Source organism: Ruegeria sp. C10 (genome assembly GCF_056537805.1).
Map to the genome: position 1 here is coordinate 148,389 of NZ_JBQFSC010000003.1, position 14,135 is coordinate 162,523.

General features: G+C 54.3%; 14 protein-coding genes. 8 read left to right on the forward strand and 6 right to left on the reverse strand.

The genetic code is table 11. The features are described from left to right. Positions 1 to 30 precede the first annotated feature (30 nt). The 3 genes from ACR0DE_RS14590 to ACR0DE_RS14600 are packed head-to-tail and all read right to left on the reverse strand — an operon-like array spanning position 31 to position 2,821. On the reverse strand, positions 31 to 708 hold the full coding sequence (locus tag ACR0DE_RS14590) for a GntR family transcriptional regulator (protein WP_170408443.1): 678 nt from the start codon (positions 706 to 708) through the stop codon (positions 31 to 33). Beyond that, a complete protein-coding gene (locus tag ACR0DE_RS14595; RefSeq protein WP_480753947.1) occupies positions 705 to 1,736 on the reverse strand; it encodes a Gfo/Idh/MocA family protein in 1,032 nt (343 codons plus the stop codon). The genes ACR0DE_RS14590 and ACR0DE_RS14595 overlap by 4 nt, the downstream gene beginning before the upstream one ends. Beyond that, a complete protein-coding gene (locus ACR0DE_RS14600) occupies positions 1,733 to 2,821 on the reverse strand; it encodes an isocitrate/isopropylmalate dehydrogenase family protein (protein WP_480753950.1) in 1,089 nt (362 codons plus the stop codon). The genes ACR0DE_RS14595 and ACR0DE_RS14600 overlap by 4 nt, the downstream gene beginning before the upstream one ends. A gap of 135 nt (positions 2,822 to 2,956) precedes the next feature. Between ACR0DE_RS14600 and ACR0DE_RS14605 the strand changes: the two genes are divergently transcribed. The 8 genes from ACR0DE_RS14605 (at position 2,957) to ACR0DE_RS14640 (ending at position 11,066) form a co-directional block, all read left to right on the forward strand. Further along, on the forward strand, positions 2,957 to 3,964 hold the full coding sequence (locus ACR0DE_RS14605; protein ID WP_480753952.1) for a Bug family tripartite tricarboxylate transporter substrate binding protein: 1,008 nt from the start codon (positions 2,957 to 2,959) through the stop codon (positions 3,962 to 3,964). Positions 3,965 to 4,020: 56 nt separating this feature from the next. Then, on the forward strand, positions 4,021 to 4,770 hold the full coding sequence (locus tag ACR0DE_RS14610; RefSeq protein WP_480502811.1) for a hypothetical protein: 750 nt from the start codon (positions 4,021 to 4,023) through the stop codon (positions 4,768 to 4,770). Between the two features lie 4 nt (positions 4,771 to 4,774). Continuing rightward, complete coding sequence (locus ACR0DE_RS14615) at positions 4,775 to 6,286, forward strand: tripartite tricarboxylate transporter permease (protein ID WP_480753954.1); 1,512 nt, start codon at positions 4,775 to 4,777, stop codon at positions 6,284 to 6,286. After that, complete coding sequence (locus tag ACR0DE_RS14620; RefSeq protein ID WP_480753956.1) at positions 6,286 to 6,573, forward strand: putative quinol monooxygenase; 288 nt, start codon at positions 6,286 to 6,288, stop codon at positions 6,571 to 6,573. Before ACR0DE_RS14615 ends, ACR0DE_RS14620 begins: the two co-directional genes overlap by 1 nt. Next, positions 6,570 to 7,370, forward strand: coding sequence for an N-acyl homoserine lactonase family protein (locus ACR0DE_RS14625; RefSeq protein ID WP_480753959.1), 801 nt, complete (start codon positions 6,570 to 6,572; stop codon positions 7,368 to 7,370). Before ACR0DE_RS14620 ends, ACR0DE_RS14625 begins: the two co-directional genes overlap by 4 nt. Beyond that, entirely contained in the window at positions 7,364 to 8,641 is a 1,278-nt protein-coding gene (otnK, locus tag ACR0DE_RS14630; protein ID WP_480753960.1) for a 3-oxo-tetronate kinase, read from the forward strand. Before ACR0DE_RS14625 ends, otnK begins: the two co-directional genes overlap by 7 nt. After that, a complete protein-coding gene (gene otnC, locus ACR0DE_RS14635; RefSeq protein WP_480753963.1) occupies positions 8,638 to 9,279 on the forward strand; it encodes a 3-oxo-tetronate 4-phosphate decarboxylase in 642 nt (213 codons plus the stop codon). The genes otnK and otnC overlap by 4 nt, the downstream gene beginning before the upstream one ends. Positions 9,280 to 10,034: 755 nt before the next feature. Continuing rightward, positions 10,035 to 11,066, forward strand: coding sequence for a GlxA family transcriptional regulator (locus ACR0DE_RS14640; RefSeq protein WP_170567666.1), 1,032 nt, complete (start codon positions 10,035 to 10,037; stop codon positions 11,064 to 11,066). On the opposite strand, the gene ACR0DE_RS14645 is transcribed toward ACR0DE_RS14640, so the two are convergent. The 3 genes from ACR0DE_RS14645 to ACR0DE_RS14655 are packed head-to-tail and all read right to left on the reverse strand — an operon-like array spanning position 11,044 to position 14,134. Continuing rightward, positions 11,044 to 11,976, reverse strand: a complete 933-nt coding sequence (locus ACR0DE_RS14645) for a 3-hydroxyacyl-CoA dehydrogenase NAD-binding domain-containing protein (RefSeq protein WP_170408433.1) — start codon at positions 11,974 to 11,976, stop codon at positions 11,044 to 11,046. The two genes, ACR0DE_RS14640 and ACR0DE_RS14645, sit on opposite strands and share 23 nt — an antisense overlap. Further along, on the reverse strand, positions 11,976 to 12,716 hold the full coding sequence (locus ACR0DE_RS14650) for an SDR family oxidoreductase (RefSeq protein WP_170662990.1): 741 nt from the start codon (positions 12,714 to 12,716) through the stop codon (positions 11,976 to 11,978). The genes ACR0DE_RS14645 and ACR0DE_RS14650 overlap by 1 nt, the downstream gene beginning before the upstream one ends. Next, positions 12,716 to 14,134, reverse strand: a complete 1,419-nt coding sequence (locus ACR0DE_RS14655) for an aminobutyraldehyde dehydrogenase (RefSeq protein ID WP_170662988.1) — start codon at positions 14,132 to 14,134, stop codon at positions 12,716 to 12,718. The genes ACR0DE_RS14650 and ACR0DE_RS14655 overlap by 1 nt, the downstream gene beginning before the upstream one ends. Between the last annotated feature and the right edge of the window lies 1 nt (position 14,135).

A 14,135-nucleotide genomic window follows, 5' to 3' on the forward strand; every position in this document is an offset into this window, starting at 1 on the left:
TTAGTTGACTAACGACCGGATACGAGAAGATCAGAGGCTGTTGAGCCGATGCTTTTCGAGTATCTCGCAAAGCATAGCCTTGGCTTGCAGCCTGTGTTCTCGATGACGTTCACGGGCGACATCCGGACGACCTTCACTAATCGCTTGGAAAACAACCCGATGATCTTCATTGGATTTGACGGGCAGGGGTCTGATGAACAAGGTCGTTGCGCGCGCGCGGCGCACCTGGTCGCTCATCATGGCGACAATCGCTTCGACCCGTTTGTTGCCGCCCAACCGAACGAGCTCTTGATGAAATAACTCATCGGCCTCGGCCCAGGCTTCAAGATCTTCGGCTTCGATGGCTCGGTCCATCTTCGCAATTGATCCAGCAAGTACTGCCAGTTCATCTTCTGAATAACCCGCTTCGGCAGCGCGTTGTGCAGCGAGGCTCTCGAGCTCCGTCAGGATGTCGTAGATTTCACGCATATCGTCTGATGAAACCGGCAGTATCCGCACGCCTTTGCGGGGCCGCATCTCCAACAACCCCTTGCTTTCCAACATCAGCGCAGCTTCCCGTATCGGGGTGCGGGACATACCAAGGGTTTCGGCGAGTTCCGACTCCAGGTGGTCAGTTCCGGCTGCAAGTTCGCCGGACAGGATCATCTGCCGCAAATCCCTAACGGCGCGTTGCGTATTGGAAAGAGTTTTTGCGTCTTGACCCTTCACGGCGTCTCCAGGTTGATCTTTCGTCCCTCCGCAGCCGAAAGATAGATGCTCTCTTCGATGCGGATCACGTCCAAATAGTCTCGGGCCGTGTTTTCCAGCGGCGTGCCCTTTACAAGGCCTGAAACGACGTGACTTTGCAAGGCGTGGACGCAATCGCCGCCAAATCCATTATGATCGCTTGGAGGTAGAATTTGCTGCTGCGCCTGCTTTCCAAAAGCGCGGAGTTCAACTGAACCATCGCCGTTAAGAACCAATGATCCTGTTGTTCCTTCAATGAGGGCTTCACCCATAGTTTGACGCAGGTTTTTGGCGCTGTGGTCAAGACACCTGTTCCCATCGAACAGAGCTTTCAAACCGTTGGGATGATCAAACAGGATATAGCCGGCATCCTCACCCGCGATAATGGGGTTCACTTGGCGCAAGTCCGCATAAACTGCGCTGGGCGCATCGAACAAGAATCGGAATGTGTCTACCCAGTGAACTGCTGTTTCATGAACCAGGAAACGCGGCATGTCCTGAAAATACGGCTGCCGGTCAAGATAGGCGCGTGGTCCTTGTCCGTCGCCAGGCCGAAGCCGGAAAGTAGCTTGTAGAGGTGTACCAATTCGACCCTCGGTCATCGCCTCTTTGATCGCGCGATACCAAGGTTGAAAGCGAAAGTTCTCGTGTACAACAATAGTTGCTCCTACCGCTTCGGCCTCTGAAACAATTTTCTCAGCTTCATGCAACGACATGCAGAAAGGTTTTTGGCAGATCAACCACTTTATTCCAGAGTGCAGCGCCGTTCGGATGGCATCGGCCTGCGCCACAGGCGGGAGGATGATGTCAACGAGATCTGGTTTTTCCGCCTCCAGCATTTTTGACAGATCATCGTAAGCGACCAGTCCTGTTTCCTTCGCCTTGTTGATATCACGGTTGCAGGATGCAATCGGAACCGCTCCGGGCATTCGAGACCAGCTTTCGTAGTGGAACTTGCTGAAATACCCCGCACCTACGCACGCGACCGTGATGGCTTGTTGAGTATTCATGCCAACAATGCTTCCAATACCGATGAGGCTGCGTCCTGCGTTCCGGCGGTGCCACCAAGGTCACGCGTCAGGTTTTGACCGCTCTCAGTCACCATTTCCACGGCTTCCCGTAAACGTTCGCCATCTTTGGACAGTTCTGGATGATTATGGGTCAACCCTAACCATTCAAGCATCATTGCCGCAGACAAGATCATCGCGAAAGGATTGGCAGTGTTTTGTCCCGCAATGTCCGGAGCAGAGCCGTGACAGGGTTGGAACACGGCGTGGTTCAACCCGATATCTGCTGAAGGAGCCAATCCAAGACCGCCCATAAGGCCGGCGCCAAGGTCGGAGAGAATGTCTCCGAACATGTTCTCAGTGACCAAAACATCAAATTCCCAGGGTTTTTGAACCATCCATAGAGCGGTGGCATCAACATAAGCATGGTCTGCCTGCAATTCGGGATGGTTTGCAGCTTCTGCATCAAACATCGATCTGAAGAACGCAAAGGCGCGGAATACATTGGCTTTGTCGACACATGTAACTCGACCCCGACCGCGCCCGGTTCTTTTGCGGTTCTGGGCGAGTTCAAACGCAAACCGGAACAGTTTTTCGGACACCTCACGAGTGATCAGCAGAGTTTCACGTGCTTCGTGTTCGGTAACTTCTCCAGCGCCTTGGGTGAAGAACAGTCCTTCTGTGCTTTCGCGTATCAAGACAAAGTCGATCTCTTTTCCGGGAGGCAGCGCCAAGGGGGTCATTTGTCCGCTGCTAACCTTTACCGGACGTACGCCGGCAAAAAGGCCGAGCTGCTTCCGCAGGTCGATCTGTGGTGAAATCTCGGTTCCGTCAGGGTAGCGAACATCCGGCAAACCCATTGCAGATAGCAGAATCGCATCAGCCTTGCGTGCAGTTTCAAGTGAACCAGTCGGAAACGATTCTCCAGTTTTGGCGTAGTGGGCTGCGCCCGCTGGAGCGTCTGTAAACACCAGTTCGTAGGAAGGACTGCCGCGCGAGAGCTGACGCAGAATTTCAAGCGTAGGGGCCATAATTTCCGGGCCGATTCCGTCCCCGTGGAACACTGCCACATCATAACTTTTCTTCATCTTAGCCCGCTTCCTTCCCGTTTCGCATTCATAGCGCGATAGCAGCTTTCACTACAGTCCGTTGACAACGCATTCTTTAATGTATACGCAAATAAATGCAATAATAAACGCAAAGATGTTTGGGAGGACTTGGAAATGAAACTGAAGTTAGGGCAGTTGGCGGCCGCAGCCGTGATTGCAACCGGGATTTCAGGGGCTGCTACCGCGCAGGATTACCCTTACCGTGATATCACCACAGCTGTGGTCTGGGGGGCCGGTGGCGGCACGGACACGATCAACCGAATGATCATGGCCGAAATGGAAAAACACCTTCCAGTCTCGATCAGTGTGATCAACCAAACCGGTGGAGTCGCAGGCTCCAACGGCATGGTCTACGTCATGAACCAACCAGACGATGGCTACACATTGGTTGGTCTGTCTGAATCAAACGTCACCGCTGCTGTGCAGGGTGGTTGGGATAAGAAATTTGACTTTTGGTATCCGTTTATTGTTGGCGGATCACCCGATCTGATCTCGGTTCCGGCGGACAGCCCTTACAACACTCTGGAAGAACTGGTCGACGCTGCCAAAGCCGCTCCTGGCACTATTCCCGCTGCCGCGTCCGGCGCGGGTTCGATCCACCACTTGAATCTTCTCGCCATCGAGAAAGGGTCCGGTGCAGAGTTCAAGTTTGTTCCATACAAAGGATCAGCGCCCGGGCAGGAAGCGGCGATAGCAGGTGAGGTTGCGTTGGTTGTGACTTCGCTGGCTGAACAAGCTCCTTTGATCGAAGGCGGACAATTGAAGCCACTTGCGATGTTGACACCGGAAGATGCGCAGATTGCCGGAGCTACAGTGCCATCTGCCTTTGGCATCTATGACGGTCTCGACAAGTATCTGCCGCTAAAACAAGCCATCGGATTTGCCGTTCACAGCTCGGCTGGAGATGATGTGAAGGCGGCCCTCGGCGATGCGTTCGAGCAGGCGATTGCATCCGATACCGTCGCTGAATGGGCTGAGGCAAACAATTATGATGTCGGTGGTCAACACGGCGAAGAAGCTCAAGAATTGTTTGCGAACCTTGAGGCTACTTTTGCCTATACCTTGCAAGATTTGGGCGCTGCCACGGTCGATCCAGCCTCGCTGGGTATCGAGAAGCCCTAATCCGATCAACTTTGGAAGGGCGCGTCTGATCGCGCCCTTTCCTCTAGGAGGCAGGCATGGACAAAATCGACGAAACACTGGTCATGCGGACCCGCGATTTCTGGGCTGCGATTGTTCTAATAACAGTGTCCGTCTTTTTCCTTTGGAAGACGTTGGACATCCCACTTTGGGGTGAAAACCGCGCAGGTGTAAGTGGGTCGGACTGGTACAACTCGGCTGCAATTGTACCGTTGTTCATCTTCTGTGGATTGCTTGTGTTGTCCTTCGTCTTGCTGGCTAATTCGATCCGCTCAGGTGGAGCCCAGAACGCACTCACGGCTTTGGGGGTTGGATGGGATAAGTCGGAAGCCTATCGAGCAACAACAATAGGCCTGATCCTTCTTGCATACGTCGTCGGGCTGGTTCCCAGAGTGGACTTCATATTGTGCTCGGGGTTACTGATTACAGCTTTGACTTACGGCTACTACGGCGGTCACGCGCGGCGTGCTTTGGTAGCCTGTATTGCAGTTGTTTCTGCCGGGGTTTTTGCGTTCGCCGTGTTTCCCGCGCAGGCGGAATGGAATGCACACAGTGATGATTGGTTTACACTGGCCCTATGGGTCTCGCTATCACTTGTGGTGTTGACCAAAGCGGCTTCCGAACGCGTTTTGCGGTTTGTGCCAGTCGTCGCAATACTGGCCCCGCTGATCCTCGTTTGCGCGATGGCCTTTATTTTCCGACAGAACGTGCCCGCGCGCGGGGGGCTGATCTTCAAGCAAATCGAATACCACTACTACGTGACGCTTCGTCCGTTTTGGAAAGACTGACCGGATGGACTTTATCCTTTCGCAACTGGCTGGGTTTGGGACCGCATTCGTTGGTCTGGCAGTGGACCCGCTGACCTATCTGTATTTGATTGCTTCCGTGTTCCTAGGCATCACGTTCGGCGCCTTGCCCGGCCTGACCGCAACGCTGGCAGTGACGATCCTGACGGGATTTTTCGGCAACAAGATCCCATTGGACTATTCGCTTATCGCTTTGCTCGGGGCCTATGTCGGCGCGATTTACGGCGGCTCTTACCCGTCTATTCTGCTGAACATACCTGGCACAGCAGCCAGCGCGGCGACGGCCATGGATGGCTACCCTCTGGCCAAAGCAGGTCGAGGGGGCGAAGCACTGGGTCTGACCACAACGGCCAGCTTTATCGGTACGGTTATCGGGACTATCACGCTTTTGATTTTTGTCTGGGCACTGCTTTTGGTTTCGAAGAACATCGCGAGTCCGGAAAAAGCACTCTTGGCTTTGTTTGGCATCCTTCTATCTGGCACACTTATGAGCGAGGATCTGGTGATCAAGGGATGGATCGCCGGTCTGATCGGGCTTGCGATGTCCATGGTGGGACTCGACCCTCTGTTGTCTGAACCGCGCTATACTTTCGGCTGGTCTTACCTGTTGAGCGGGTTTCAGGTCGTGCCAGTTTTGATGGGGGCCTTCGCCATCCCCCAAATCATCGACGGCTTGAGGCATGTTGAGGCCGGGAAAGTTCTGGCCCTGAAAGGTCGCATCCTTCCGAACCTACGCTCCATCCGACGCTACCTGCCCACCATTGGCCGGTCAGGAGTGATTGGGACCGGGGTAGGAGCGCTACCTGGCGTCGGCGAAGATGTCGCCGGTTGGGTCAGCTACGGTGTCGGCAAGACCGTATCTGCCGAGGGCGACAAGTTCGGAAAAGGTTCATTGGAAGGTCTGCTATGCTCTGAAACAGCAAACAACGCCTGCATTGGGGGCGCGCTAATCCCGCTTTTGGTTTTGGGCATTCCCGGTTCACCACCCGCCGCGGCTTTGATGGGGGCTTTCAAGATCAACAACGTGATCCCGGGCCCCACGATAGACCCCGAGATCATTCTGCGCGTAGTCGCAATCCTAGTGCTGGCATCCCTGACTATGTTCTTGATGGGCCTGTTCACTGCTCGGGTCTTTATCAAAATACTCGCCATACCGCAGACCATCTTCTTGCCGGTTGTGATGGTTCTGACAACAATCGGGTCCTTCAGCGTCGGTGGTGGCATCAATGATCTCTACCTGATGCTTGGTGTCGGCGCCGTCGCCTATTTTATGAACCTGATGAAGTACCCAATCGCACCATTGGTCATTGGGGTAATACTGGGAAGCCTGTTTGACGAAACTTTCCGCCGATCGCTGTTCTTGTCGGACGGGGATCTTTCGGTCTTCTTTTCGCGACCCGGTGCGGTCATTCTACTTGTGCTCAACGTTGGTCTGATCCTCAGCCAACTGCCCGTGGCAAAGCGCGCTTTCTCACGTTTGAAAGGACTTTCCGTCTGATGTTTGTGGTTACCGTCACCTTCACTCTCAAGCCCGGTACGAGAGAAACCTTTTTGCCGCTAATGGTCGAAAACGCTTCAACCACTTTGCGTGAAGAACCCGGATGCCAGCAGTTTGACGTTTGCCTAGGCGACGATCCCGAGACAGTTTTTCTCTATGAGGTTTATGATGACAGCGTGGCGTTCTCCGCCCACCTGGAAAGCGCGCATTTCCAGTCCTTCGATACGGCTGTGGCTGATATGATCGCCACCAAGACTGTTCAACAGTATTCCGAGGTCATCCGATGAACGATTGGGAAATTCACGCCGTGAAATACGCGGATCGCAATGCCCGCACTCGACGCGACAGCTTCATATTGGATGACAATCACGATGCACCTCACGCGATGGACTATTTCGTTTGGGTGCTCAAGCGTGGCAACAAAGTTATACTGGTCGATACCGGATACGACAGCGACGAGGCAGCCGCCCGTGGTCGTCCCATTGCGATGGACCCACGCGAGGCTTTGCGCCCATTAGACATCATGCCTGAAGCGGTGACCAAGGTTATCGTGACCCATCTCCATTATGACCACGCTGGGGGGCTGCATATGTTCCCAAATGCGAAGTTGCACATGCAATCGGCGGAAATGGCCTTCGCCACAGGTCCCTGCATGTGCCACGACCACTTACGCGCGCCTTTCTCGGCGGGCCATATCTGCGAGGTCGTAAAGCGCCTCTATACAGGCAAGGTCGTGTTCTACGACGGAGAGGCCGAGATAGCAGATGGGGTGACCGTACACTGTATCGGCGGGCATTCGCGGGGGTTGCAATGTGTTCGTGTAAGAACAGCAGCCGGGTGGATGGTTCTGGCCTCGGATGCCTCGCATTACTACGAGAATTTCATGGCGCGAAAAGCTTTTCCCATCGTTGTCGATTTGCAGGACATGATGGATGGTTTCAAGACCCTAGAGAGGTTGGCCTCACATCCTCGACTTATCGTGCCCGGCCATGATCCACTTGTGCGCGAGATTTTTCCCGTCGGAGCAGCACCGCACATCCATAGGCTGGATCCAGGGCCGACGAAGGACATTAAGATATGCTAATCGGCGTCATAGCGGACGATTTCACTGGTGCGAGCGACATTGCGAACACCTTGGCAAAGGGCGTCGAGCCGGAAGGTGGATTAAGAACCGCGCAGTTTCCAGGTATTCCGGATACCCCGGCCGACAAAGAGATCGAAGCGGGTGTCGTCTCACTCAAGATCCGCACTGCACCTGTCGAAGAATCTGTTGCGGACAGCCTGCGAGCCCTGCGATGGCTTAAAGATCAAGGATGCCGCCAGTTCATCTTCAAGTATTGCTCGACCTTTGACTCCACTAGGCAGGGAAATATCGGCCCGGTTGCGGAAGCGTTGGCCAACGAACTGGGCGCGCAAAAGGTGGTTTTCTGTCCAGCCTTTCCGACAACGGGGCGCACCATCTATCACGGCCATCTATTTGTGCTCGGCAAGCTGTTGAACGAGTCCGGGATGGAAAATCACCCTCTTACTCCGATGACGGATGCCGACATCAAGCGTTGGTTGCAGTATCAGATCCAAGAAGCGGTTGGGTTGGTTTCAATTGACGCCGTGACGCAAGGACCAGAGGCGATTGCTACTGCTTTGCGGAACGTCGACGAACGCTTTGTGATCGGTGATGCGATTTCGGACGAGGATTTGCTGGCCTGGGGCGAGGCTCTGAAGGATGCCCAGCTCATTACTGGGGGATCTGGGATAGCGCTGGGGCTACCCAAGAACTTCGTCAGAAAAGCTTCGTCCAAAAGAGGTGGCAGTGTATTCACAGGTATCGCTGGGCCCGCCGCTATCCTTGCAGGGTCTTGCTCAGGTGCGACCCGTGGTCAGATCGATGTTCATGCTAAATCCCATCCGACCTTCGCCATTGACGTTCCGGGTGTTATGTCCGGGGATGTGACTACGCAAACGCTTCTGGATTTCTTTGAAACGCATCCGGGTCAGGCACCGCTCGCCTATTCATCGGGAAGCCCGGATGATGTGCGGGCGATCCAAGACCAATTCGGTCAGGAAGCGGTTGCAGAAAAACTGGATAGTCTCTTTGAAGATACCGCCCGAGAACTTGTCCAAAAGGGCTACAAGCGATTGGTGGTGGCAGGGGGAGAGACGTCGGGAGCTGTTGCCAAGGCTGTCTCTGAGGCACTGGGGTCTCCGGCCATGTCAATTGGACCAGAGATAGACCCGGGCGTACCAGTCCTGAGCGTTGGAAAAACTAAACCCATTGCGCTGGCTCTAAAGTCTGGAAACTTCGGCGCTCCGGACTTTTTCCCGAAGGCCCTCAGAATGATGGGGGCCGGCAAATGAGTTCTGAAGAACAGGCACTAAGGCAGCAAATGTCGGAGCTGTGTGCCTCGCTGTTTGCACGTGGCTTTTCCGTTGGCACTGCTGGCAACGTCTCTGCGCGTCTGCACGACGGCATCCTCATGACACCAACCAATTCCACCTTGGGCGATATCGACACCGAGCGCATCGCCAAGATTGATTTGGATGGCAATCACGTCTCCGGCGACAAGCCGACCAAGGAAGTCTTTCTGCACCAAGCCTTCTATGAGACGCGGCCAGAAGCTGGCGCCGTGGTCCATCTGCATTCGACCTGGGCCACCGCACTGTCCTGTCTGGAAGACACCGATCCCAATGACTGTATTCCGCCGCTTACACCTTACGTGGTCATGCGCGTCGGTACAGTCAAACTGGTTCCATACGTCAAGCCGGGCGATCCGAAATCTGGTGATTTGATCCGCGATCTGGATGGCAAATATAGTGCGGTTCTGTTGGCCAATCACGGTCCCGTCGTATCGGGAGAGGATCTGTTTTCAACGGTCTCTGCAGCAGAAGAGCTGGAAGAAACAGCCAAGCTGCTCGTGACACTGCGCGGCCTGCCAACCCGCCTACTGGATGCAGAACAAGTCGCAGAACTCAAAGAGACTTTCGGAAGGATTTGATCTGGCACCAAAATGGTGCGTGTGCAAACTATCGGGCAAATCGTGCAAAGTTATCCGGTGACTTACCTCAGCAGATCTCAAGCGATACAACCCAGCAAACGATTGGCGGAGAACGAGTTTTTCATAAGGCCACGTTCACCACTATAGACGGTACTGATAACTATGTCCTCTACCCTTTAGAGGTATCGACGACAGCGGGTGACTATTATGGCGGGGCAAGTAGCTGGTTCTTTTCGACGACCGGGCCTTGCTAGAAGGCGTTCCGCTTGCATTAGCCAGCATAAGCACAAGCAATCCGAACAAGATGAATTACGTATGCTTTGTCGATGGAACAGCAATCGAAACAGCCACAAGTAGCGTAATTGTTGAAGGCCTCTCAGGCGGTGATGAGATGATCCAGGCGGATGGGAGACCAGTTAAGATTTGATGGGTTGGCGCTAATGATGTGAGCCTTGCAGAATGCCTTGCAAATCAGAAGCTTTGGCCTGTGAAAGATTGATATGAATGCGCTTGGACGCGGAATCCCGAATTGTGATCTCTTTGTCTCGCAACAACACTAAGTTTCTAGCGGCCAAAACGGACTTTCGCTGCGGTGGAACGAATGTCGGTTTTTGGATTTCAGAAACTTAATGAGCGCTGATCTCCCCCGGTTTTTTCCCCTTGTTTATGCTGTGTTTGCCTTAGTAATTGGACTTTTTTGAACCAGTGATAAGTTCATTATTGACAATTTTGGACTCCATTTTACAGAATCGGCCATGATCCATCCAATTGATCGCAAGCTAGATATCGTTGTCCTGGTGAGTCCGCATTTCAATGTTTCGGCGACTACGTCTTTCGTGGATCCTTTCAGAATAGCCAATTACCTGACAGGTTCGGCTCGATTTTCTTGGACCTATGTCTCGGACCTCGGTGGACCAGTTGAGTCTAGCAGCGGCCTAGTCGTTGATACTGCCCCATTGGCGGCCGTGACGGGGCGCAAGCCCTGGCTGGTTCTGGTGAGTACAAGTTGGTCACCTGAACGTCACGGAACATCTCAGTTTAAGGTGGCCCTTCAGAAGTGGGAGGCGTGCGGAGCAATCGTTGGCGGCTTGGATACTGGTGCGATTGTTCTTGCGGCTGCTGGACTGCTTAAAGGCAAGACAGCGACGGTTCACTATGAACACATCGATGCCTTTGCTGAAATGGCCCATGATACCACAGTGTCAGAGAACATGATTGTTATGGATGGAAAGTTGTTCACTTGTTGCGGGGGTTCCGCAGCGACTGATCTGGGTTTGCGGTTTGTGCACTCTGTCGATGGTGAGAGTATCGCCAATGCATCTGCGCGATATCTTTTTCATCACAATGTACGCGGTGAGGGCCAATCACAGAACCCCAAAGACGTGGAGCCACTGGGGTATGTCACCTCTGGGGTGGTAAGGGACGCGATCGACTTGATGGAGGCACATTTGGAAGCCACTTTGTCGATCCCTGAAATATCAGCGAGGTTGAAGATTTCGCAACGACAACTTAGCAGATTGTTTCAGCAATATGTCCAGAAGTCGCCGATCGAGTACTACCGTGACATACGCCTTGATCGCGCGCGTGGACTAGTAACCCAAACAGAGTTGAAATTCAGCGAGATTGCAGAAGCATCAGGATTTAACGGGCAAGTTCATTTCAGCCGGGCATATCGAAGCCGTTTTGGCCTCACACCAACTGCAGACCGTATTGAAGGCCGTACTCCATTCGAGTTCCGCGCTTGGCCAATGTTCAAGCCTGATATTAAGTCCGAAGGTGTTGGGTAGCTTTTTGCATCGCGGTAAGCATCTTGTCGCGTTGCGCTGATAACTCTTCGGTACTTTGCCCCTGAGTTTGATCGTTAATGCCATCGACCAGTTTATTGATGACATCCTCATCAAGACGAGGGTTGCCCAGGTCGTCCCACCAGCCATTGAATGTATCCTTGAAATGGTCACAGAAGGCCCGCAGACCGCCGTCGCCTGCACCCAGGTGGAAAAGCGTCGTCGGACCCATCGCGGCCCACCGCAATCCGGGGCCGGCCCACATCGCTTTATCGATGTCTTCGACACTGGCAACGCCTTCAATCGCCATATGGACGGCCTCGCGCCATACTGCAGCTTGTAAGCGGTTTGCGACGTGTCCGGGCATGCCCTTCTTGATCCGGATCGTGACTTTGCCCAGGTCTTCGTAGAACGTCTCCGTTCGGTTCAGAACATCTGAACCGGTGGCGTCGTTCGCCGTCAACTCGACCAGCGGAATGAGATGTGGCGGGTTGAACGGATGACCTAAGATGAGCTTACTCGGATCGCGCCATCCCTGTTGGAGAGCCTCGAGTGTTAGGCCGGATGTTGAGCTTGAAACTATTGCATCAGCGCTCAACTCTGGCTCAACTTCCGCATAGGTGGAATGTTTGATCGGCAACCGCTCGGGCACATTCTCCTGAATGAACTGCGCGTTTCGCACGGCCTCAGCTGCGGTCGGTGCGAAGGTGATCGCATCTCGGGTGGCGTGGCCAACTTGGCCCAATTCTTCCAACGCAGGCCACGCCTTTTCAATGTATTTACGGACGGATGCTTCAGCGTTCGGATCGGGATCAAATACGGTCACACTGCGACCCGACGCGAGGAACAGCGCTGCCCAGCTTGCCCCGATGACACCGGCTCCGAGAATGGCGGTTCTTTCGATTTCCGACATCAGAACAGTCCCGGATTCAGGGGGGAGGCCGCAGTCATACCACCGTCTACAGTGAACAGTTGGCCAGTCGCAAAAGACGACTCGTCAGAAGCTAGCCAAACAGCCATCGCAGCAATGTCTGCGGGCTTACCAAAGCGTTTGACCGCATGGCGTGCCAGCGCGTCTGATCTAGCCTTTTCTGGGTCATGGGCGAGTTCGAATGCTGCGTCCAGCATGCCCGTCTCAATCCATCCCGGGCAGATTGCATTGCAGCGCACCGCAGGTCCATGGTCCACCGCGATAGAGCGTGTAAGCCCATGCACAAACGCTTTTGAAGCATTGTAGAGCGCCATCGATGGGTCAGCGGCATTGCCCGAGATCGAACCAATGTTGATGATCGAACCACCCTGAGACATTTTCGGAATAAAGGCGCGGCAACAGTTAAAAACGCCTCGTGCGTTTACTCCCATCACCAAATCCCAATCCGCGTCTGTGCTTTCGGTCACTGTTTTTTCGACCTGAACGCCGGCGTTGTTGACCAGGATATCTACCAGGCCGATTGTTCGGGCAGTACGTGCAACCGCTTCGGGATTGGATACATCCAGCGTATACCATGCTACGTGATCCGGTAGATCATCTGGCTTAGGGCCGCGCCCGCAGGTGGCGACAGCCGCACCTTCGGCTGCGAAGGCCTCAACGATGCCGCGACCAATGCCCTGTTTGCCGCCGGTAACAAAGGCGCGTTTCCCAGCTAACCGCATCAGTGTGCCACCATAACGTGACGGACTGCGGTGTAAGCATCCAGCGCATAGACCGACATATCGCTGCCCGTGCCTGAGCCCTTCATCGCGGCCCAAGGCATCTCGGGGGTCGCAACCCCATGCGTGTTTACCCAGGTGAATCCATAGCGCAACTTGGACGTCATTTGCATTGCTCTCCCAACATCTCGTGTCCAGACCGATGAGGCCAAACCGTAAGCTCCGGTGTTGGCGATCCTCAACGCATCTTCTGCCGCAGAAAACCGAGAGACAGTTACAACGGGTCCAAAAACCTCATTGCAGGCAATCTCTGCAGTGTTGTCGACATTGGCGATGACTGTCGGCTGGTAGAAAAAGCCGTCTTCTTCGCCAGAGGCCCCACCGGAAACGATTTCAGAGCTGCTGCGTGCGCGATCAACAAAACCCGCTACACGATCCCGCTGAGCCGCAGAGACAAGCGGGCCCATTTCCGTTCCTTCAGCTTTCGGTGCACCGATTTGGATCTGGCCAACCTGACCGGCAATCGCGGCCACAAGTTTGTCATAAACTCTGTCTGCAACCATCACGCGGCAAGGCTGTGCGCAGTCCTGACCGGCATTGAAGTAGCTGCCATATCGGATCGTCTCGGCCACAGCATCGAGATCAGCATCATCAAAGACAATGACTGGCGCCTTGCCGCCCAATTCCAGATGAACGTGTTTAATTTTCTGGGAAGCAGCCCGCATTGCAGCCATGCCTGTCGCCGGAGAACCCGTAACACTGATCCCCTCCATCTGTGGGCTGTTCATCAGGGTATTCCCCACGCCGGGCCCGCGACCATGGATCACGTTAAGCACACCTTTTGGCAGAACATCTTGTAACAATTCTGCAAGTCGCAGAGTAGATAGCGGCGTGATCTCGGACGGTTTCAATACCACCGAACATCCTGCCGCAATTGGTGCAGCAATCTTCCAGGACGCCATCATCAGCGGGTAGTTCCAAGGGGCGATGGCTGCGACAGGGCCAATGGGGTCGCGCCGGATCATCGACGTATGACCCGCGACATACTCTCCAGAGGCAGACCCCATCATGGTGCGCGCAGCCCCGGCGAAAAAGCGAAAGACATCAATCGTCAGCGGCATTTCATCATCATGAGCCGATGGCCAGGGTTTTCCCACATCTAGGCTCTCAAGTTCTGCCAACTCCTGGCTGTTCGCCTCGATAACATCAGCTATCTGAAGCAAGATTGCAGCGCGTTCTGCAGGGGTCGTAACCGAAAAGGTTTCAAATGCCTCTGCTGAGCCGCGCACCGCCGCCTCGACCTGTGCATCGCTGGCTTCTTTTACAGCACCGACTACCTCGCCTGTTGCAGGGTTCAGGACGTCCAAGGCCTCTCCGATCCCTTCGACCATTTCACCGTTGATCAACATGTTCGTCTGCATA